The organism is Acidithiobacillus ferrooxidans ATCC 23270, from assembly GCF_000021485.1.
GTDB classification, from domain to species: Bacteria; Pseudomonadota; Gammaproteobacteria; order Acidithiobacillales; family Acidithiobacillaceae; genus Acidithiobacillus; species Acidithiobacillus ferrooxidans.
The window spans coordinates 1644452-1665291 of the sequence record NC_011761.1; the positions used below are offsets into that span (position 1 = coordinate 1644452).

21 protein-coding genes and 1 tRNA gene are annotated in these 20840 nt (G+C 58.1%); 14 read left to right on the top strand and 8 right to left on the bottom strand.

Annotated features, from left to right (window positions below):
* Positions 1 to 6 precede the first annotated feature (6 nt).
* Genes hflK through AFE_RS08740 form a run of 4 tightly spaced genes read left to right on the top strand, consistent with a single transcriptional unit; the run spans position 7 to position 4606 of the window.
* Positions 7 to 1200: an FtsH protease activity modulator HflK gene (gene hflK / locus AFE_RS08725; protein WP_012536821.1), complete on the top strand. Its 1194-nt coding sequence runs from the start codon at positions 7 to 9 to the stop codon at positions 1198 to 1200.
* Positions 1197 to 2069 (top strand): protease modulator HflC, encoded by an 873-nt coding sequence (gene hflC, locus AFE_RS08730; protein WP_009562383.1) that lies wholly within the window; start codon positions 1197 to 1199, stop codon positions 2067 to 2069. Before hflK ends, hflC begins: the two co-directional genes overlap by 4 nt.
* Positions 2066 to 3268 (top strand): ATP phosphoribosyltransferase regulatory subunit, encoded by a 1203-nt coding sequence (locus AFE_RS08735; protein WP_012536822.1) that lies wholly within the window; start codon positions 2066 to 2068, stop codon positions 3266 to 3268. Before hflC ends, AFE_RS08735 begins: the two co-directional genes overlap by 4 nt.
* A 42-nt stretch (positions 3269 to 3310) precedes the next feature.
* Positions 3311 to 4606, top strand: a complete 1296-nt coding sequence (locus AFE_RS08740; RefSeq protein ID WP_009562382.1) for an adenylosuccinate synthase — start codon at positions 3311 to 3313, stop codon at positions 4604 to 4606.
* A 50-nt stretch (positions 4607 to 4656) separates the two neighbouring features.
* On the opposite strand, the gene AFE_RS08745 is transcribed toward AFE_RS08740, so the two are convergent.
* Positions 4657 to 4743: transfer RNA gene (locus AFE_RS08745), tRNA-Leu, on the bottom strand.
* 37 nt (positions 4744 to 4780) lie between these two features.
* Here AFE_RS08745 and rnr point away from each other — a divergent pair.
* Positions 4781 to 7021, top strand: a complete 2241-nt coding sequence (gene rnr, locus AFE_RS08750) for a ribonuclease R (protein ID WP_012536823.1) — start codon at positions 4781 to 4783, stop codon at positions 7019 to 7021.
* A gap of 17 nt (positions 7022 to 7038) precedes the next feature.
* Here the strand turns inward: rnr and ppk2 are convergent, their stop codons facing one another.
* From ppk2 to AFE_RS08785, 7 genes are all read right to left on the bottom strand, one after another.
* Positions 7039 to 7824, bottom strand: coding sequence for a polyphosphate kinase 2 (ppk2, locus tag AFE_RS08755; RefSeq protein WP_012536824.1), 786 nt, complete (start codon positions 7822 to 7824; stop codon positions 7039 to 7041).
* A gap of 34 nt (positions 7825 to 7858) precedes the next feature.
* Positions 7859 to 9247, bottom strand: coding sequence for a dihydrolipoyl dehydrogenase (locus tag AFE_RS08760; RefSeq protein ID WP_012536825.1), 1389 nt, complete (start codon positions 9245 to 9247; stop codon positions 7859 to 7861).
* Positions 9248 to 9348: 101 nt separating this feature from the next.
* On the bottom strand, positions 9349 to 10101 hold the full coding sequence (locus AFE_RS08765) for a competence/damage-inducible protein A (protein ID WP_009563516.1): 753 nt from the start codon (positions 10099 to 10101) through the stop codon (positions 9349 to 9351).
* Between the two features lie 275 nt (positions 10102 to 10376).
* A complete protein-coding gene (locus AFE_RS08770; RefSeq protein ID WP_012536826.1) occupies positions 10377 to 11405 on the bottom strand; it encodes an IS110-like element ISAfe1 family transposase in 1029 nt (342 codons plus the stop codon).
* A 122-nt stretch (positions 11406 to 11527) separates the two neighbouring features.
* Positions 11528 to 12187 carry a phosphoribosylglycinamide formyltransferase gene (gene purN / locus AFE_RS08775; protein ID WP_012536827.1) on the bottom strand — a complete coding sequence of 220 codons (660 nt, stop codon included), beginning with the start codon at positions 12185 to 12187 and terminating at the stop codon, positions 11528 to 11530.
* Positions 12180 to 13217: a phosphoribosylformylglycinamidine cyclo-ligase gene (gene purM, locus AFE_RS08780; RefSeq protein WP_012607261.1), complete on the bottom strand. Its 1038-nt coding sequence runs from the start codon at positions 13215 to 13217 to the stop codon at positions 12180 to 12182. Before purM ends, purN begins: the two co-directional genes overlap by 8 nt.
* 144 nt (positions 13218 to 13361) lie before the next feature.
* Positions 13362 to 13979, bottom strand: a complete 618-nt coding sequence (locus AFE_RS08785; RefSeq protein WP_009566995.1) for a superoxide dismutase — start codon at positions 13977 to 13979, stop codon at positions 13362 to 13364.
* Between the two features lie 156 nt (positions 13980 to 14135).
* On the opposite strand from AFE_RS08785, the gene AFE_RS08790 reads away from it, so the two are divergent.
* The 9 genes from AFE_RS08790 to fabG all read left to right on the top strand — a co-directional run bounded on the left by AFE_RS08790 (position 14136) and on the right by fabG (position 20783).
* Positions 14136 to 14684, top strand: coding sequence for a CDP-alcohol phosphatidyltransferase family protein (locus tag AFE_RS08790; protein ID WP_012536828.1), 549 nt, complete (start codon positions 14136 to 14138; stop codon positions 14682 to 14684).
* Complete coding sequence (hda, locus tag AFE_RS08795; RefSeq protein ID WP_012536829.1) at positions 14681 to 15394, top strand: DnaA regulatory inactivator Hda; 714 nt, start codon at positions 14681 to 14683, stop codon at positions 15392 to 15394. The genes AFE_RS08790 and hda overlap by 4 nt, the downstream gene beginning before the upstream one ends.
* A complete protein-coding gene (locus AFE_RS08800; RefSeq protein WP_012536830.1) occupies positions 15391 to 16275 on the top strand; it encodes a YihY/virulence factor BrkB family protein in 885 nt (294 codons plus the stop codon). The genes hda and AFE_RS08800 overlap by 4 nt, the downstream gene beginning before the upstream one ends.
* Positions 16276 to 16369: 94 nt before the next feature.
* Entirely contained in the window at positions 16370 to 16831 is a 462-nt protein-coding gene (locus AFE_RS08805) for a YceD family protein (protein WP_012536831.1), read from the top strand.
* Between the two features lie 39 nt (positions 16832 to 16870).
* Positions 16871 to 17056 (top strand): 50S ribosomal protein L32, encoded by a 186-nt coding sequence (rpmF, locus tag AFE_RS08810; RefSeq protein WP_012536832.1) that lies wholly within the window; start codon positions 16871 to 16873, stop codon positions 17054 to 17056.
* Between the two features lie 37 nt (positions 17057 to 17093).
* On the top strand, positions 17094 to 18119 hold the full coding sequence (gene plsX, locus AFE_RS08815; RefSeq protein WP_009566798.1) for a phosphate acyltransferase PlsX: 1026 nt from the start codon (positions 17094 to 17096) through the stop codon (positions 18117 to 18119).
* The gene (locus tag AFE_RS08820; RefSeq protein ID WP_009566797.1) at positions 18116 to 19060 is read left to right on the top strand and encodes a beta-ketoacyl-ACP synthase III; all 945 of its coding nucleotides are present in this window, start codon (positions 18116 to 18118) and stop codon (positions 19058 to 19060) included. The genes plsX and AFE_RS08820 overlap by 4 nt, the downstream gene beginning before the upstream one ends.
* Positions 19061 to 19098: 38 nt before the next feature.
* Positions 19099 to 20034 carry an ACP S-malonyltransferase gene (fabD, locus tag AFE_RS08825; RefSeq protein WP_012536833.1) on the top strand — a complete coding sequence of 312 codons (936 nt, stop codon included), beginning with the start codon at positions 19099 to 19101 and terminating at the stop codon, positions 20032 to 20034.
* Positions 20034 to 20783, top strand: coding sequence for a 3-oxoacyl-ACP reductase FabG (fabG, locus tag AFE_RS08830; protein ID WP_009561353.1), 750 nt, complete (start codon positions 20034 to 20036; stop codon positions 20781 to 20783). The genes fabD and fabG overlap by 1 nt, the downstream gene beginning before the upstream one ends.
* Positions 20784 to 20840 lie beyond the last annotated feature (57 nt).

The window sequence follows — 20840 nt, forward strand, 5'->3', positions numbered from 1 at the left end:
AGCAGTATGCCGTGGAGTGATCCGGGCGGGAACGGAAACAAAAACGATAACAACCCCTGGGGACGGCGTCCTGGTGCGCAAAAGCCGGTTTTCGATATTCAGAAAATTACCCGGGAGTTGAAAAAGCTGGGCGGTATTTTCGGCTCGGGCGGTGGGCGCAGCGGTGGGCCGAAGATGGATTACAAGTGGCTGCACCTCCTGCCTTTCCTGGTGATTGCCGTGCTGATCCTGTTCTGGTTTGCTTCCGGCATTTATGTCGTGGGACCGGGTGAAGAAGGCGTGGTACTGCGTTTTGGCAGAGAGGTCGGTATCAGTCAACCCGGTTTACACTACCGCCTCCCTTTCCCCTTTGAGAGGGTATACTTGCTCAAAGTAGCGCAAAGCCGGCGTCTGGTTCTGGGCTATAGCGGTGCTGCCGACACCCGGAATCCCGGCATGATGCTGACCGTCGATGAAAGTGTGGTGGATGTCCGTTTCGCTGTGCAGTATCGCATCGCCAATGCAGGAGATTACCTATTTGCTACCGCAAATCCGGATCAGTTGATTTCCTTCTGTGCGGAATCCGCCATGCGGGAGGTCGTGGGACGCAGCAAAATCGACAGTCTGCTCACTTCCGGCAAAGGCGACATTCAGCAACAGGTGCAGCAAATCACCCAAAACCTGCTGAGCCGTTATCACGCGGGCGTGAGCGTTGATTCGGTCCAACTGTTGGAGGTGACGCCTCCCAAGGTCGTCCAGCCGGCGTTTGCGGATGTGGTAAAGGCGCGTGAAGACATGGAACGGACGCGCGATGAAGCGCAGGCCTATGCGAACGCAGTCGTTCCCAAAGCTACGGGGGAGGCCGCCGCGATGGTGACGAACGCCGAAGGTTATAAACAGCAGATGGTCGACCGGGCCAAGGGGGACAGCGCACGCTTCACCGACATTCTCCAGGCCTATCAGAAAAATCCGAAAGTGGTGAGTGAGCGCATGTACTTGCGCACCATGCAGGACATTCTGAGCCATACCCCGAAAGTGATTGTCGAGAGCAAGGGACAGCCCGTGATAAATCTCCATATGCCTGCCAGGAGTCCTGCGGCGGTCAGCAGCCCGACGAGCTCAGCGGCAGAAACCGCGCCGACCGTATCTGTGGCCCCGCCGGTCGCACCGACGATCAGTCCGGTGGCGCTGCCGGCCGCTGTGTCAGGAGCCAGTTCATGAAGAACTGGGCCTGGAGTGTGATCATTGCGGTATTGGCGCTGGTGCTGCTGGCGTCGGCAAGCTTTTATTCCGTATCCATGACCCAGACCGCCGTGGTGCTGCAATTTGGTAAGGCAGTGCGCGTGGTGGAATCCCCCGGGCTCTATATGAAATGGCCCATTGCGCAGAATGTGGCTTTTGTCAATAAGAGTCTGTCCAGCTATAGCACGCAGCCGGAATCCTTCTTGACGGTAGGGAAAAAGCCGGTGCTTATCAGCCTTTTTGCCGAATGGCGAGTAACCGATCCACTGGTTTTCTACGCCCGCCTGCATAACGACGGAGCCGCAGGGAGCCGGATTGGTGATGTGCTGCGTTCTGCGTTGCGGAGTGAAGTCGGCAAGATGACGCTGAAGTCGGTGATACAGGGCCAACGCAGCAAAATGATGGATCCGGTGCTGGCGGAGGCCAATAAGCGTCTTCAGCCACTGGGCGTGCATCTGGTCGATCTGCGTATTCTGCAGGTGGGTTTGCCCACGGATGTGCTGCAAGCCGTCTATAAACGGATGGAGGCCGAGCGTGCGGAGGAGGCCAATGCCTACCGCTCCGAGGGGGCTGCGGATGCTGCCAAAATCCGCGCTGAGGCGAATAAGGAACAAACCCGGATTATGGCGGATGCCTACCGGCAGCAGGAAGAGCTGAAGGGGCAGGGAGATGCCGAGGCGGCGTCTATTTATGGTGCCGCCTATGGCAAGGATCCGGCATTTTACTCGTTTTATCGCAGCCTGGAGGCGTACCGCCACAGCCTGAGTGACAAAGACGTGCTGGTGCTCAGTCCGGATGCGCCATTCTTCCGGTATTTCCGTCACTCGTTGGAGCCGGCGGGCAAATGACGCGTACCGAAAGCCACCCGGCCTGGTTGCTGCCCAGCGGATTTGAGGATGTTCTCCCCGCACGAACGGAGGCGCTGGAGCGCTGCCGCCGTGCGTTGCTCGATCTTTACGCGCAATGGGGTTACCGTCAGGTCATCCCCCCCCTCGTAGAACATCTGGAGAGTTTGCTGACCGGGAGTGCCGCAGACCTCGACTTACAGACCTGGAAACTGTTGGATCAGGATAGTGGCCGGTTGGTGGGGTTGCGTTCGGATATGACGCCGCAAATGGCTCGCATAGATGCCCAGACATCTTCTGCAAAGGAGGTCCGGCGTCTGTCTTATGCGGGTACGGTGCTGCGCGCCCGCCCCGATCTGCTCGGTGGGAGCCGTGCCCCTTTTCAGATGGGCGCCGAGCTCTTCGGGGTGGAGGGGGCGGAGGGAGATCTGGAGGTCCTTTCCCTGATGGTGGAGAGCCTCATCCACTGTGCCGTACCGGATTTGTTGCTGGATATCGGCCACGTGGGTATTTCCCAAACGTTGGCCGATGCGGCAGGCCTGGAAGGCGCTTTACGCGCTGATCTGTTGCGGCATGTCGAGCGCAAGGCGTGGTCGGATGTACGGACGTGGCTGCGGGAGCATCATTGCGGTATGGAACTGACCGCCGATTTTGATGCCCTGTCCGGCCTGCAGGGGGATTTCGACGTATTGGAGCAGGCTCGGCGGTATCTGGGGCATTACCCCGCCGTTCGTGCCGCCCTGGATGACCTGCAGCGCGTATGGTCGGTATTACGGGCACGTTATCCAGACCTGGCGATTCAATGCGATCTCTCGGAGATTCACGGACATCGCTATCATACGGGCCTGCTGTTTTCGCTGTTCGGTCCGCAGCGCGGTGAGGCGTTGGCCAGTGGCGGGCGCTATGATGACATCGGTGCCGCCTTCGGGCGGCGACGGGCGGCGACGGGCTTCAGTCTGGATATCAAACCACTGCTACTGGGACTTCCGGATTCGGGGAGAATAGGGCGGATTTGGGCCCCGGCTGGCATGGACGATCTGTTGTGGCAGTCGATACAGGAACACCGCCGAGCTGGTTTTGTGGTTTTACAGGATCTGCTGCGTCAGGATGCGCCGAGTCCGCAGATCTTGCGGGCACAGGGATTTGACGCCGTCCTGATCCAGGAAGCAACGGGTTGGAAAGTACAGCGTCTCGACTCGTGAAGTTTAATTTCATTTTCCAAAGACCCATTTGCGGAGTCGTTCGTGGCTATAAATTCAAATGTTGTAATCATCGGCACCCAGTGGGGTGACGAGGGCAAGGGCAAGATCGTCGACTGGCTGACGGAGCGTTGCCAGGCCGTGGTACGTTTCCAGGGAGGGCACAATGCTGGCCATACCCTCGTGATCGGAGCGCGGAAAACGGTACTGCACCTGATTCCATCGGGCATTCTTCGGCCCGGGGTGTCCTGTTTCATTGGTAATGGTGTGGTGCTCGACCCTCTCGCCCTGTTTTCGGAGTTGGACGAATTGTGGCCGGTGATGTCCGATGCTCATGAGCGCCTGTTCGTTTCCGATGCCTGCCCGCTCATTCTGCCTTACCACAAGAGTCTCGATCTGGCGCGGGAGCGGGCGATGGGTACGGCAAAGATTGGCACTACCGGTCGCGGCATCGGGCCGGCCTATGAGGACAAGGTGGCACGGCGCGCGTTGCGTGTCGCGGACCTGTTTCATCGCGAACGGTTTGCGGCAAAGCTGGGCGAGGCCCTGGACTACCATAACTTTGTGCTCCAACACTATTTCAAACAGGAGCCCCAAGACTTTCATGCGATCCTGGAGCAGTATCTGGGGCTTGCGGAGCGTCTGGCACCTATGGTGGTGGACGTTTCCGTGCGTCTGGCGCGTTTGCGGGCGGAAGGCGCGAGGATTCTCTTCGAGGGCGCCCAGGGTACGCTGCTGGACGTGGATCACGGCACGTATCCCTTTGTGACTTCCTCCAATACGGTGGCGGGTGGCGCTTCCGCCGGAAGTGGGGTAGGGCCGGCGGAACTGGGCTATGTACTGGGCATTACCAAGGCCTACACGACGCGAGTAGGGGCCGGGCCATTTCCTACGGAGCTCTTTGACGAGACAGGCGTCTTCCTTGCAGAGCGGGGCGCGGAAGTGGGTGCAACCACCGGTCGGGCGCGGCGCTGCGGCTGGTTTGATGCGGTGGCTTTACGGGCCGCCTGCCGGGTCAACGGAGTAACGGGCCTGTGCATCACCAAGCTGGATGTGCTGGACGGCCTCAGCGAAATTCGCGTCGCCGTCGGTTACCGTGTGAACGGAGTGGTTCAGGAGGAACTGCCCGGTGGAGCGGAGGCAGTGGCGGCCTGCGAACCTATCTACGAGAGTTTTCCCGGCTGGTCAGAGTCCACGGCAGGTGTGCGGCACTGGGACGACCTTCCCGAGGCAGCCCGTCGCTATCTGGAGGCTATTGCAGAACGCGCCGGGCGGCCTCTGGCGATTATCTCCACCGGGCCGGATCGGGATGACACCATTTTACGTACTGAGGCCCTGTGACGCAGCCGGGCAATAAAAAAGGGCAGACCGTTTGGTCTACCCTTTGTTTTTGGTACCGGGGACTGGATTCGAACCAGCACAAGCTTTCGCTCACTAGGACCTGAACCTAGCGCGTCTACCAATTCCGCCACCTCGGCGTGGATGGAATCATCATTTATTAAGGAGCATTTGTCAATGCCGGAAACACAAGAACCCTCGTCGCTGAGTGACCGCGATCCCATGTTCGACCGGGAAAAGGAAAAATATGAGCGACCCATCGTCAGCCGGGAGTACATTCTCAGCTATCTGGAAAGTGCCGGTCAGCCATCGACTCTGGAGGATATCATCGCCGATCTGGAAGTGTCCGAAGAGGACCAGGAAGCCCTGCGGCGGCGTCTGCGGGCCATGGAACGGGATGGGCAATTGGTTCGTAACCGTCGCGGCGCTTACGGAATCGTTGAGGCGATGGAGTTGGTGCGCGGTACGGTCAGTGCTCACCCCGATGGCTTTGGTTTTCTGATCCCGGAGGGAGGTGGGAAGGATCTTTTCCTTTCCCCGCGGGAAATGCGCAAGGTATTTCACGGTGATACGATTCTGGGCCGAGCGGTCGGAGAGGACCGGCGCGGCCGTATCGAAGGCGCGATCGTGCGTATTCTGGAACGCGCGCTCAAACAGGTTGTGGGGCGTTACTACGCGGAAGGTGGGGTGCGCTACGTCGTCCCCGAAGATCGTCGCATTCCCCAGGAATTTGCGGTGGTGGAAGGGGGTGAGCTGGCACCCGTACACGGACAGATCGTGACGCTGGAAATCACTCAGTACCCGGATGGGCGCAATATGCCCCAGGGCTGCGTGGTCGAGATTCTGGGTGAGCACATGGCCCCGGGCATGGAAGTGGAAATCGCCGTCCGTAACTATGGCTTGCCCCATCAATGGCCGGACGAAGTGCTTGCGGAAATTACGCATTTCTCCGAGACCGTCCCGGAAGCGATCAAGGAAGGGCGCCGCGATCTGCGCGCGCTTCCCCTGGTGACCATCGATGGCGCCGATGCCAAGGATTTCGATGATGCCGTCTATGCTGAAGAGATCGAAAACGGCTTCCGACTGATCGTTGCGATCGCTGACGTGGCCACTTATGTACGACCGGACTCTGCGCTGGACAAAGAGGCCGCGACTCGTGGTAATTCTGTCTATTTCCCGCGGCGGGTGATTCCCATGCTGCCCGAGATACTGTCCAACGGACTTTGCTCCCTCAATCCCCATGTGGACCGCCTCTGCATGCTTTGTGAGATGGAGACGGATCTGACCGGTGAGGTGCAGCGTTTCCGCTTTGCCCGGGGTGTCATGCGCTCCCAGCGCCGCTTCACCTATGACGAAGTGGCCGCCATATTGGCGGGTGATGAGGATTTGCGTACACGTGATGCAGCCATGGTTCCGCATCTGGAGGTGCTGCACCGACTTTATGAAAGTTTTGCCAAGGCCCGTGAGCGGCGGGGCACCATCGAGTTCGATTCGCAAGAAAGCCGCATTATCTACAATGAACAGGCGCGCATTGAAAAGATCGTCGCAGTGACGCGCAACGTAGCCCACCGGATCATCGAAGAGTGTATGCTCGCGGCCAACGTGTGTGCAGCGCAATATTTCCGTATCCACGAACTGCCCATGCTATATCGGGTGCATCCGGAGCCATCCGGCGACAAGCTGGAAGATTTGCGCCGCTTTCTGGGGGAGCTCGGTGTGCCGGTGCGTCTGCCTACCCACCCCCGCAGCGCCGATCTGGCCAGCATCATTGAGGACACTCGTGAGCGCAGTGATTCCAGTCTGATCCAGACGGTTATTCTGCGCAGCCTTTCGCAGGCCTATTATACCGTGGATACGGGCATGCATTTTGGTCTGGCCTTCCTGGCCTACACGCACTTTACCTCTCCCATCCGTCGTTATCCGGACCTCGTCGTGCATCGTGGCATTCAGGCTTTGCTGGACGCAGCCGGCGCGGAACCTCGGTGGTTCCCCCAAAAGGTATTGCAGGAGCTTGGTCAGCACTGCTCCATGACCGAGCGGCGGGCTGACGAAGCCAGTCGCGAGGCGGTGAATTGGCTCAAGTGCGAATTCATGATGGATAAGGTAGGCGAGACCTATACTGGCATCATTACGGGCGTTACCGGGTTTGGTCTCTTTGTGGCACTGCGGGAGATCTACGTGGAGGGTCTGATCCATATCAGTACCCTCGGTGAAGACTACTTTCACTTCGATGCTCAGCATTACCGGATTATTGGTGACCGGACCAAGGAAACATTCCAACTGGGAGACGAAATCCAGATCAGGGTTGCGAACGTCAATCTGGATGATCGTAAGATTGATTTCGAGCGGGTAATGCCGGAGGGGCAAAGTGGCGCGGCGAAGAACCGGCGGAATCGGCGCAGCAGGAAAGACGCATAAAAGCAGGTGTATCCGGCTTATGCCTTGATCATTCCGTTCTCCAGGCAGAGTGGGTCATAGCCGAAGATGATGGTCTGATCGGGTAAGGTCAGGCTGACATCCTTGCCTGCATAATCCAGGTGGCTCAACAGCCATTTGATGATCTGTAGGCGCGCGACTTTCTTGTCGTCTGCGGTTACAATGGTCCAGGGCGTGAAGCTGGTATGGGTGCGCGCAAACATGGCATTGCGCGCACTGCTGTAATCCTTCCAGTGTTTCACCGCCTGCGCATCGATAGGGCTGGTTTTCCACTGCTTGAGCGGATCGTCTTTGCGTGCCTCCAGGCGCTTTTTTTGCTCATTCCGGGAAATATCCAGGTAAATTTTAAAAAAATGGATACCCGAGCGCACCAGCATGCCCTCATAATCTGTCACTTCAGAAAAAAATTCCTCGTATTGCGCATCGGTGCAAAATCCCATGACCTTTTCCACGCCCGCGCGGTTATACCAGCTCCGGTTGAAAAACACGATTTCGGCAGCGGAAGGCAAATAATGGGTATAGCGCTGGAAATACCACTGACTTTCTTCGCGGTCCGAGGGTTTATTTAGTGCAACGACACGGGTTTCGCGAGGGCTGAGATGCTGCGTAATGCGCTTGATGGTGCCATCCTTGCCAGCGGTGTCGCGGCCTTCCAGGATAACCAGGATTTTTTCATTCTTGCTGATGATGTGCCGCTGCAGTTTGACCAGCTCGATTTGCAGTTGGTGTAACTCTTCCTTGTAGCGTTGTTTTTCCGTGATCTTCTCTTCTTTGCACTTGGTCATGACGCGTACCTCTTGATGGTGAATATCGTAGTATCTAAAAAAGGCTGCGCGCAGCCTTGCCGATGCCTTCCGCGCTCATTGGATGCTGGTCCGCAAAGCGGGCCAGATCGTAGGCGGTGAGGCCATGGGCGGCCGCCGTGCCGATCTGGCCGATGAGAGAACCGGCATCGATCCCCACCACCCAACCGCCTAGAAGGCGCAGGCTGTCCGCAGCGAAAAACAGTTGAATGCCACCTTCCATGCGTTCCAGAATCTGCGCCCGGGAATCTTCCTCGAAGTCATAGCGGCCAGTCTGTAACGGTATACCCTGTGCTTCCGCGAGGGCAGGGGTAATGCCTACATAGGCGGCCGCTGGCAGGGTGAAGATGGTGGTGGGTATATGACGGAAGTCGGCATAATCCATGGGAATATTGCCACCGAGAATATTGTGTGCAGCGACCATGGACTGGCGCACGGCGGCGTGGAATAAAGGTACGCGGCCGTTTACATCACCACAGGCATAAATATGCGGATGGACCGTCTGCAGGTCCGGTCCCACGGCCACACCTTTTCGGGTCACGGTAATGCCGATTTCGGCAGCGCCCGCAGGAATGACGGGACGCCTGCCCACGGCCATCAGCACTACGTCGCCATCGAGGGTGTCGTTCTCTTCTCCGTGGGTGTAATGTACGCGCCGCCCTCCCTCAGGGGTTACCTCGACTGCCGTCACGTCTACACCGGTGAGAATACGAATAGACGGATCCAGCAACGGCGTCAGCAGTGCCACCATACCCGGATCCATACCGTTGAGAAGTTGCCTACCTTTCTGAAGCAGCGTGACCCTGGTGCCCAGGGCGGCGAAGAACGTGGCCGTTTCCAGACCGATATAACCGCCACCGATGACAATCATCCGCTCCGGCAGGGTTTTGAGGGTGGCGTCAGGTTTATACAGATCATGGCTGGTAAGGCAGAACTCGGCTCCCGGAACTGGGGGAACGAATACATCGGAGCCGCTGGCAATGATAACCTGGGCGCACCGGAATCGCCGTTCGCCGTCCGCCGTATCGACGGCCACTTCGTGAGGCGTGATAAACCGTGCTTCTCCCTGAATCAACTGAATATTCGGTGTGGCGGCCAAGTCTGCGGCGTGTTGCTGATAGCGCCGCGCCTGGATGCTGTCCTTGTGCGCCATGATTTTTGCGAAGTCGACTGTAATGGTCCCGGGCAGACCTCGTTCGGCAAAGCGTCGCTGCGACTGGTAGATTTCGGCGGTTTCCCGAACGGCTTTAGAGGGTATGCAACCCTCGTAAAGGCAGTTTCCGCTCATCAGCCCCTTGGGATCCACCATGACTACAGAACGCCCCGCCCTGGCCAGCCGAAATGCGGCGGGATAAGCGCCGCCTCCGGCACCGATGGTCAACAGATCAGCATATTGAATGGTCACTGGATACCTCCATATGGGAAAGTCTAGTTCATTATGATGGTGGTCTCCCCAGTTTGCAGTTAGCTGTCAGCAAAACCACCAGAAGGCCCTCGTCTGTTTGATTACGATTCCGGGAGGGCCAGATCCCGGACTTCGAGGCCCATCCGTTCCAGACGGGCCTTCAGGTCGCGGGTGGCGGCCTGAACATCCTGCTCCCATCCTGCCACACCTAGCTCGATTTGCGGACCATCCGTCTTGAAACTGGGTAGGCTGGAGAAACGAACTTCCGGATGGGTAACGCAGAAACTCTCCATGAGGGGGACCAGATCGCCCTCCCGCGCATGGGGCAACAGAATCCGGGCCTCCACGTCAGCCACTACGGGCGGAAAATACTGCTCGAGCACCCAATCGCTCATAGGTTCTGCCATCTGCGGAAATCCCGGAAAGAAATGCCCGTTACCCACGGAAAATCCAGGCACATTATTGACGGGGTTGGGGATCAGCTTTGCCCCGGCGGGCAGATCTGCCATTCGGATCCGTACCGGCTCTGCCTTTTCGCCATACTGCCGACGGATCCATTCTTCCGCTTCGGGGTGCCGGGACAAGGTAACGTCGGCCGCCGCCGCGGCGCAATCGCGGGTCAGGTCATCGGGTGTTGCCCCCAAACCTCCGAAGGAAAAAAAAGGCAGGGATTGTGCCATGGCCCAGCGCAACTGGCTCAGCAGGATATTCCGGATATCGGGTACGATCAGGCACCACGCTATGCCGTAACCACGTCTTGCCAATTGCCGGCGGCTGCGGTCAACATGACGGTCTTCCCGTTTGCCGGAGAGTATCTCCGTGCCGATGATCACCAAGCCAACATCTTTGCTCATGAGAAACTCTTATATGGATGCCTCCATGTGTGCAAGAGGATTGCGATGTCTGACATGTTGAGGTCGGGTTGCAGTCTTATATCCGGCCTTTGATGCAGGACATTAAGCCTGCTGGCCCTGATGAAATCCGCCAGGAAAGTCCTCATCTCTAAAGCGTCCTTATTAGGACAGAGAGCTTCCAGGTTCCCTTTCCTGCGGTCTGACCTGTTTTGCCATCAATCGTGTACCGCCTGCGCAACTCCTTTTGCTGAACGTCAACAATCCTGTAACTGTTACTATAGGGCGGCCGCATTCCTAGCGTGATTGGCCACATATTCTGTGTTTTTCACCAGCAGCGCCCAGATGGTTCGCGCCATCTTGTTGGACTGTGCCACGACCACCACATTATGGGGTCGCCGACTGAGCAGTTTGTCAATCCAGGGATTCCGATTCTTGATCTGGAAGTTCACCACCGCCCTGGCTCCATGGGTCAGCAATGTTCGGAGATAGGTATCCCCCCGTTTGCTGATCCCCAGTAATCGGACCTTGCCACCGGTCCCACTCTGGCGGGGAACCAGCCCCAGAAACGCCGCAAACTCCCGTCCTGAACGAAAGGACTTCATATCTCCCACGGTGGCGATAATGGCAGTTGCCGTAAGTAGCCCCACGCCGGGGATAGCCATCAATCGAGTCACGGCCTCTTGGCCTTTCTTCCACAGCGTCAAACGCTTTTCGATATCCGCAATATCCTTGTCCATCTCTTCAAGACGTTTTAATTGCTGACGAACCGTGTCCCGCAGCATGGGCGATATCGATTTTTCCAGGTCGGCCAAAGCATCAGGAACCTCTTTCAGCCCCCGCTGGCGGCCCTGCGGCAGATCAGCACCAAATTCGTAGAGCAGGCCCCGGATCTGGTTCACCTGCATAGTGCGCATCTTGATCAATTGCTCCCGCATACGGTGCAGCGACAGAACGGATTGCTGTTCCTCACTCTTGACCGCCACGAAGCGCATATCAGGCCGCTGTACGGCTTCCCAGATCGCTGCCGCATCGGCCGCATCGTTCTTGTTGGTCTTCACGAAGGGACGCACAAACTGGGCAGCAATCAAGCGGACCTCATGCCCCAGCTTACGCAATTCCCGTCCCCAATAGTGGGCGCTACCGCAAGCCTCCATCGCCACGATTCCCGGTTGGCGGTTGGCGAAAAACTCCAGGAGTGCACGGCGCTTCAACTGTTTGCGGTGAATCTCGCCGGTCTCCAGGTTTACCCAGTGCAGTTGCATGACCCTTTTTGCCAAATCCAATCCGTATGTTGTAACCTGCATGACGAGTCCTCCTTGTCCTTTACGTGGATAAATTTCCACCTTGGCACCTTGATGCCGTCCGGATCAAGCGGGGACTCCCTTCTGAAGCACCCCGCTGCCGGTCCTGTAGGGGGAGGCATCCATTACATCTCTAGAGAAGGGGCAATGGCCTCGCGCATGGCCGTCTCTGGCGGATCTCGCCACTGGGCGCGCCCTGCGGCGTAAGCTACCCGGCCGGCCAGCAACCACGCCAGCGCCTGCGGATAAATACGATGCTCCGCATCAAGCACGCGGGCAGCAAGAGATTGCTCGTCGTCTTCCGGCAGTACGGCTACCGCTGCCTGAATGATGGCCGGACCGGCATCTAGTGCGGATGTCACAAAATGGACGCTGGCACCATGCCATAACACACCCTGCTCCAGCGCCCGGGCATGGGTATGCAGGCCGGGAAAGGCAGGAAGAAGGGAAGGATGAACATTCAGCATCCTGCCCTCGTAATGCTGAACGAAGGCGGGCGTGAGTTGACGCATGAATCCCGCCAATGCCACTACATCCGGGGCGTAGTCGTCAATCCGTCTTTGCAGTGCGGCATCGAAATCCACCCGGGCTCCATAGTCGCGATGGTCGACCGTAAGGGCGGGAATGCCTGCCAGCACCGCCAACTCCAGCGCGCCGGCGGCTGGACGGTTACTGATGACGGCAACGACCTGGGTGTCCGGTATCTGCCCGCTACGGCAAGCTGCAAGGATGCTTTGGAGATTGCTTCCCCGGCCGGAAACCAGGATCACCAGCCTTTTAGTCAAGAAAACGTACTCCCTCACCGTCCCGGCGTGGCACCAGCTGCCCGGCAACGAAGGCCTGCTCGCCATGCTCTGCCAAAGACTCTATCGCCGTCTGCCTGGAGTTCCAGGGTACGATCGCTACCATGCCGATACCAATGTTGAAGACCCGTCGCATCTCCTCCGTGGAGACCTGTCCCTGTTCCTGCAACCATTGAAAAATGGGCGGCATTTGCCAGGTTTTGGGGTCGATATGGGCGGCAAGCGCCGCAGGCAGTGAACGGGGCAGATTTTCCACCAGTCCGCCGCCGGTGATGTGGGAGAGGGCGCGTATGGTAACTGCCTGATGCAACGCCTGAATGGCCTTGACATAGATCCGGGTCGGCTGTAACAGCAGATCCACCAGCGGTTCACCATTGATCTGGACATGGGCGTGGGCACCGCTGCGTACCAGTATTTCCCGAATCAGTGAATAACCATTACTGTGTGGCCCGGACGACGCGATGCCGATTACCGCATCGCCTTCCTCGCAATCGGCACCCGTCAGAATGGCGGACTTCTCGACGATACCCACCGCAAAGCCCGCAAGATCATAATGTCCGGCCGGGTACATGCCGGGCATTTCCGCCGTTTCGCCGCCCAGCAGCGCGCAGCCAGCCTGGCGGCAGCCTTCAGCCACCCCGGAAATGACCGCTTCAGCCACGGCATTGTCCAACTGCCCGCAGGCATAATAATCGAGAAACCAGAGGGGTTCGGCACCGGAAACAAGGATATCGTTGACACACATGGCGACCAGATCGATACCGATATGATCATGTCGGTTGGCTTCCAAGGCCAGCAACAGCTTGGTACCCACCCCATCGGTACCCGACACCAATACCGGTTCACGATAACCGCCGGGCAGGGCGAATAATCCGCCGAAACCACCGATACCGCCCAGTACACCGGGGCGGTGGGTACTTCTGGCAAGAGGTTTGATACGGTCCACCAATGTGTTGCCAGCGTCGATATTCACTCCAGCACTGCGATAGGTCAAAGGTTTTGGGGTGTCCACGGTGACTTCCTCAATGGGGTTTGGCTCATGGTATGAGGGCATCTGGCGCCTGTCAAAGGCAGAGGCGGGGAATCCTCACCCCAGGCGCGACCCAATAAAAAAGAGCGGCGAACCGCTCTTTTCGGACCGGGTTCCTGCCGGTGGTCAGAAGCGCTTGAAAATCTGACCACTTCGGGCTGCCTGGAAGCGCGCTTCCACCACGCCCCAGTTCATGTTTTTGTGAACGGCTGCCAGGTAATCCGCGCGGCCAAGTGCCTTCCAGTCCACCATATAGGCGTGCTCGAAGACATCGACGATAACCAGCGGCACGAAACCACCCACGTTACCGTCTTCGTGGAGTTGAACGAAGTGGTTGTTGATCTGACCGGTAGTACCATCATAATAAGCGATGGCCCAACCCACGCTCCGGCTCTTGGCCGCAGACACCAGATCTTCGTGCCATACCTCAGCGCTGCCAAACTGTTCCGTGACCGCTGCCTTGAAGCCGGGTGCCTGATCGATACTGCTGCCCGGCTTCAGTTGCGCAAAATAATACTCATGTAAAACCATGCCGTTATACTCAAAGCCAAAGCGCCTGCGGCGATCTGCATAGGCGAGGGAACTGGTTTTACCCGCCGCCCGCATTTCTGCAAGCTCTTTGTGCAACGCATTGCTCTGGTTGACATAACCTACATAAAGGCCCCAGTGATCCGTAATTTGGGCATCGGAGATGCCATCCAGGCCGCTGGGCTTCAATTCTTCGCGCACGCTATATTCGGACATTCGTCATTCTCCTGATTTCAAGTTTAGAACTGAACCAATACTGCCCTGATTGTAGTCAGTGGGCGTTCCGTCTGCAAATGACCTGCCAGTCGTTTGCACCTGTATTGCCCCCGATTATTCTTGACAGCCGCCGCCCCCTTGCCTAGCTTCACGGTCATGAACCTTCCGAACCTGTTGACCTTGCTGCGGCTCTTTCTGGTGCCTGTAATTTTCTATGCACTGGCGAGGGGATTTTTTGCCGTGGCATTGGTCATTTTTTTCGCAGCGGCGATTACCGACGCGTTGGATGGCTGGATAGCCCGCCATTACCATCTCCAGACCCGTCTGGGTGCCGTTCTCGACCCGGTGGCGGATAAATTACTTGTAGTCACGACGGTTATCACGCTGACCTGGTTGCAGCGCATTCCGTTGTGGCTGACAGTCGCCGTTATCTCCCGGGACCTGTTGATCGTCGGTGGCGGTCTGCTCTACCTGCTGTTGATCGGAAAATTCAGTATCCACCCGACGCTGCTGTCGAAATGGAACACCGCGTTACAATTCGTCGTCATTGTGCTAGTGCTGTTAGAGGCGTCCAGCCGCTGGCAGATGCCGCTGCTGCCGGTTTTTATCCTGGTATTCGTTACGGCCGTTGCATCGGGGGGGCAATATGTCTGGGTCTGGAGTCGCAAGGCCATTGCCCAGGACAGGGCTTCCGGCCAATCATGATGGGGAACCGACAGCGCATTCTCCCCTTGGGTGTGCAGGCGCCCGCAACACTGGAGGGATATTACCCCTGTCCCAACGCGGCGGCACTGCACGCAGTGTTGAAGCTGGTGGCTGAACCACAGGGCCTATGTCTCTACCTTTATGGCCCGGGCGGAGTCGGTAAAAGTCATTTGCTGCTGGGGGCGGCTTCGGCACTTGCCGGCTGGACCCCGTATATGGATTGTGGAGATGTCCCTCAGCTATTCAACAGGATAAAGGATTTGGAGGGGTTCTCCAGCCTCGTAGCGGCGCCCCTGTTGTGTCTGGATAATATCGAGGTCTGGGCAGGTCAGCGCGATAAGGAAACTTTTTTATTCGACCTGTACAATGAGCGCATGAGTAACGGGCGGCCGATGCTCCTTGCCGGTCGGGCGGCACCCCGGTTCTTGGACTGGGCGCTTCCCGACTGGGCCAGCAGGGCGAGCGCCTGCCTGCAAGTCGCACTGCGTCTGCCCGATGACACGGAAAGAATGGCTATTCTGCAGGAAATGGCGCAGCGCCGGGGTCTGCAGATAGGTGTAGAGGCAGCGCATTATCTGTTACGTCATCATGCTCGCGATCCCCGTACACTGGATGGCTTGTTAACTATACTGGACGCCGGAAGCTGGGAGCATCAGCGGGAAGTGACCATTCCTTTCATACGCCTTTGCCTGGGTGCAGAGAAGCCATGACAGCGAGGAAAATGCCCGTGCGCCGGTGCTTTCGTCAGAAGAATCAAGCGCTGCACCCGGTCCCCGCAGAGCAAAACGGTTGCTGGCAGCGTATGTTCTACCGGATATTCAGAGCATGGCACGGTTTCTGGAACGATGACTGTATCGACCGCGCGGGGTTGCTGGCGTATACCACGCTTTTTGGCCTGATACCTTTGGCGGTGCTCGGATTCAGCCTGTGGAACCTGGTAGGATTCAGTCTGCTCCACCGCGCTCAGGTTGATGATCTGGTTTTACGCAGTTTTGTCCCCCAAACTGGAGGGGCGATTCTGCGTCAGGTAAACAGCATCGCGGCGCGTGGCGCGCAAATGGGTTTGTTTGGGTTGCTGGGATTGGGCATCACCGCGATTTTGCTGCTGCATGCGGTGGAGCGGCATTTTAACGCCATCTGGGGGGTCACGCCGACCTGCCTGTGGTGCCGTATTTTGCGTTACATGGCGATGCTTGTGGCCGGTCCGCTCGGTATCGCGCTCATTCTGCCTCTCTTGGGCCCCCTGCAACCCCTGCTGGTCTACCTGGCGCATATTCCTCTTCTGCCCCCCGTTCTGAGCCATGTACTCACCTTTCTAGTGGTTACAGTGATGATGGGGCTACTCTACAAAATACTGCCCTCAGCGCCCACGCGCTGGCAGGATGTTTTTCTCGGCGGTGTGTCCACAGCCATTCTGTTTGAGATTTCAAAGATGGTGCTGGCTGGTTACCTGCAATTTTCAACCTTCGAAACTCTATATGGTGCACTCGGCGCTTTTCCCGTATTTCTCCTCTGGTTGTACATGGCCTGGGCGAGCGTTCTGTTTGGCGCCGAAATGGCAGCGGCTGGAATGACGCATGGTGACCATTAGGGAAGATGCGTTCTATTCATTAAAATCAGGAAGAGGCACGGAGGGCTGACAAGGTCTTTACTTGCAGCGCGGTGATCGCTAATATCCCGCGCTTATGTTTTCCGCCAAAGCGTCCAGCCTGCCGATTGCCCGGGTGTCTGTCCATGGTGACCGGCTGGATGGCGATGTCGATCTTCGCGTCTGGTTGCGCTTGGGTGAGGCACTGGCTAGTGTGCAGGCTGTGCGTGTATGTCTTGATCTGGTCCGCAGGGGACAGGTGGTTACCGCCGATGGCCGTATAGAGTTGCGCGGTGAAATCCGCTGCGAACGCTGCATGGGTGCTATGCCCTTGCAGCTTTCCGTAATGGTACACAGCGGATTGGCAGAGCAAGAGTCTGCGGTGATCGCGCTGGACCCTGATCTGGAAGTGGTCCTTGCGGAAGACGGGGTTGTCGCCCAGCAAAGCTGGCTGGAGGACGAAGTGCTGTTAGCCCTGCCCATGATTCCGCGCTGTGAGGATTGGAAGTCGGGTGTTTGTCCGGTTACCGGGCTTGAGCCGTCAATGGTTGTAAAGTGAAGTGCAGTACATCTTGAATACAGATTGGAGAATTGAGTCATGGCCGTTCCACAAAGTAAAACTTCCCGTTCACGTCGTGATATGCGGCGCGCCCACGATTTTTTGGTAACGGTAAACCGTTCCGTATGCGCCAACTGCGGAGCAGCCAAACTGCCCCATCATGTATGCCCCGAATGTGGTTTCTATAAAGGTCGCGAGATCGTGAAGAAGGCGGTCGAAGCCTGACCAGGCTGCCGCGCCAGAGCGTCCCGGAGACTTCGCGATGCCGCATATTGCGGTAGATGCCATGAGTGGCGATTCCGGCCCGTCGACAGTGGTGCTTGCCATCCGTGATCTGCTCGAGGATCACCCCGATGTCATATTTCACCTGGTCGGTGATACGGTTTCCCTTCAGACGGAGCTGGAGAAAGCACACCTCCACGGATCGGATCAGGTCGTCGTGCACCACGCCAGCCAGGTGGTGGCAATGGATGAGACGCCGTCCCAGGCCCTGAGGGGCAAAAGGGACTCGTCTATGCATGTCGCCATCAGTCTGGTGCGGGAAGGGCATGCCGATGCTGTAGTCAGCGCAGGCAACACCGGTGCCCTTATGGCACTTGGAAAAGTGTTTCTTCGCACCATTCCCGGAATTGACCGGCCAGCCATTGCCGCTTTTCTGCCGACGACCACAGGGCGTTTCCTCGCACTGGATCTGGGTGCAAATGTGGATTGTCGCCCGGAACATCTCCTGCAGTTCGCGGTAATGGGCTCGATACTCGCTGAGCGGGTCATGGGTGTGACCAAGCCCCGCGTCGCCCTGCTCAACATCGGCTCTGAAGAGATCAAGGGCAATGAGCAGGTCAAAGAGGCGGCACTTCTGTTGCGTGCCGCCAGGCTGAATTTCATCGGCAATGTAGAAGGTTCAGATATTTACAAGGGAGTCGCGGATGTGGTGGTTTGTGACGGCTTCGTGGGTAATGTGGCGCTCAAGACCTCAGAGGGACTGGCAACGATGATCAGTCACGAACTGCGCGCCAGCTATACCCATGGCTGGTATGGGCGCATTGCTTATCTGATCAATCGTCCCATTCTGCAACGCCTGCGTCGCCGCCTGGATTCCCGTCAATACAACGGCGCCACGCTGCTGGGATTGAACGGGATCGTCATCAAGAGCCACGGAAATGCGGATCGTTTTGCCTTTGCCTGCGCAGTGAAAGTGGCGATCACTGAGGCCAAACACCGCCTGACCCTGCGTATTGCGGAAGTGATCCAGGAGAATCTCGATCCGGCGGTGCGAAACAGCGCGTGAAACCTATTTACAGCCGTATTGTCGCCACTGGCGGCTATCTGCCGGAACGTATTCTCAGCAACCGCGATCTGGAACAGATGGTAGAGACCAGTGATGCCTGGATATTCGCCCGTACCGGCATCCGCTCCCGGCATATCGCCGCTCCCGGCGAGAAGACCGTAGACATGGCGGAAGCGGCTGCGCGCCAGGCGCTGGCCGACGCAGGTCTGAACGCGGCAGATCTGGATCTGATTATCGTGGCGACGACCACTCCAGATCAGATATTCCCCAGTACCGCCTGCCTGCTGCAAGCCCGCCTGGGCAACCGGGGGGCGCCGGCCTTCGACATCCAGGCGGTTTGCACAGGCTTCATCTATGCGCTGGCAACCGCCGATCGCTTCATTCGCAGCGGTGGGGCTAGGCATGCGCTGGTGGTCGGTGTGGAGAGCATGTCCCATATCGTTGACTGGACGGATCGCGGGACGTGTATTCTTTTTGGGGATGGCGCCGGGGCTGTGGTACTCAGTGCCGGTGACCAACCCGGTATTATCTCCACACACATCCATGCCGACGGTGCTTATGCCGACTTACTGCAGGTCCCCGGCGGGGAGACACGGATCGCCATGCAGGGTAATGCAGTATTCCGCGTGGCGGTGCGTACCCTGGGTGAGATTGTACAGGAAACGCTCGCGGCAAATGCCTTGACACCTGCAGAAATTGACTGGCTGGTTCCACATCAGGCCAATATCCGCATTATCGAGGCAACGGCCGACAAGCTGGGCCTGCCTATGGAGCGGGTGGTGACGACGGTGGAACATCATGGTAATACTTCTGCGGCTTCGGTACCTTTAGCCTTGGATGAAGCAGCGCGACGCGGTTGTTTTCAGCCGCGGCAACGGCTTCTGCTGGAAGCATTCGGGGGTGGTTTTACCTGGGGATCCGCACTCCTGCGTTGGGGCTGAAAGCCCTGCATACCAATTTGTATCGAGAGGAGGTTCGCTTGCACGGCTCTATCGCCTTTGTTTTTCCGGGTCAGGGTTCGCAGTCTTTGAATATGCTGGCCGACCTGGCTAACAGTCATCCGTTGGTCAAAGAGGTTTTTGAAGAAGCTTCCGCGCAGTTGGGCGAGGACCTGTGGCGGCTCACGCAGGAGGGGCCCACCGAAAAACTGAGCCAGACCCGCTGGACGCAGCCGGTGATGCTGACTGCCGGATATGCCGTATATCGGGTATGGGAAGAGGAAGGCGGCATCTTTCCCGATTTTGTCGCCGGGCATTCCCTGGGAGAATATACCGCTCTGGTGGTTGCGGATGCGGTGGATTTTGTGGACGCTGTACGCCTGGTCGCGGAACGAGGCCGCCTGATGCAGGAAGCGGTGCCGGAGGGGGTGGGTGCCATGGCAGCCATCATCGGCCTCGGCGACGATGAGGTGAAACAGCTCTGTGCTCAGGAGGCAAGGGGTGAAGTGCTGGCTGCGGCCAATTTCAACGCGCCGGGACAGGTGGTGGCTGCAGGTCATCAGGCGGCCGTCGAGCGGCTGGTGGAGTCGGCACGTGCGGCCGGGGCCAAACGTGTTGTCCTGCTTCCGGTCAGCGTGCCCAGTCATTGCAGCCTGATGGAGCCGGCCGCTGAACGTTTCCAGTCTGCGCTGGAAGCCGTGCAGTTCCGTAGCCCTAGGGCGATGGTGGTACATAACGCCGATGTGCAAAGCCACAACACGCCAGACTCCATCCGTGCCGTACTTGCCAGGCAGTTATATTCGCCGGTGCGCTGGACGGACACGATTCGCCACCTCGCCCGGCAGGGAGCCATGACCTTTGTGGAAATGGGCCCGGGGCGCGTACTGTCGGGCCTGGGGAAACGTATAGAGCCCAGCCTGACCATGCTTCACGTCGAAGATGGCAAAAGCCTCAAGGCTGCCCTGGAGGTGATCTGATGGCAGGATCTTTGGAGGGCCAGCTAGCCCTGGTCACAGGTGGCAGCCGCGGCATCGGACGGGAGATCGCGCACGTACTCGGCAGACAGGGTGCGCGGGTCGTTGCCACGGCAACGACCTCTGCCGGTGCGGAACGGATCAGTGCCGATCTGGCGGCGCAGGGCATCCACGGCGCCGGGATGGCACTGGACGTGACTGATGACGCGGCCATGTCCGCAGTACTCGCGCAGATACAGGCATCCCATGGCGCGCCGGCCATTCTGGTGAACAATGCGGGAATCACCCGGGATCAACTGCTCCTGCGGATGAAGGATGAGGATTGGGATGCTGTCATGGCGACCAATCTGCGCGCGGTATACCGCTTGAGCAAGCTATGCGTGCGCGATATGCTCAAAGCCCGTTTTGGCCGTATCATCAACATTACTTCGATAGTCGGGGTGATGGGGAATGCCGGGCAGACGAATTATGCAGCCGCCAAGGCAGGGGTCGCGGGTTTCACCCGGGCCATGGCGAGGGAGGTGGCGGCCCGGCAGGTGACCGTCAATTGTGTGGCACCAGGCTTTATCAGCACGGACATGACCGAAGGGCTGAATGAAGCGCAGCGCGACACTCTGCTGCAGCAGATTCCTGCGGGAAGGCTGGGGACGGTGGCCGACGTGGCTGCTGCAGTCGCTTATTTGGCGAGCCCGGAAGCAGGTTACGTAACCGGACAGATTCTGCATGTCAATGGTGGCATGTGGATGGGGTAATGCATTCGTAGCTTTACAGGACTGTATGCCCTGTGGTCCAATCTCGCCGACAATAAT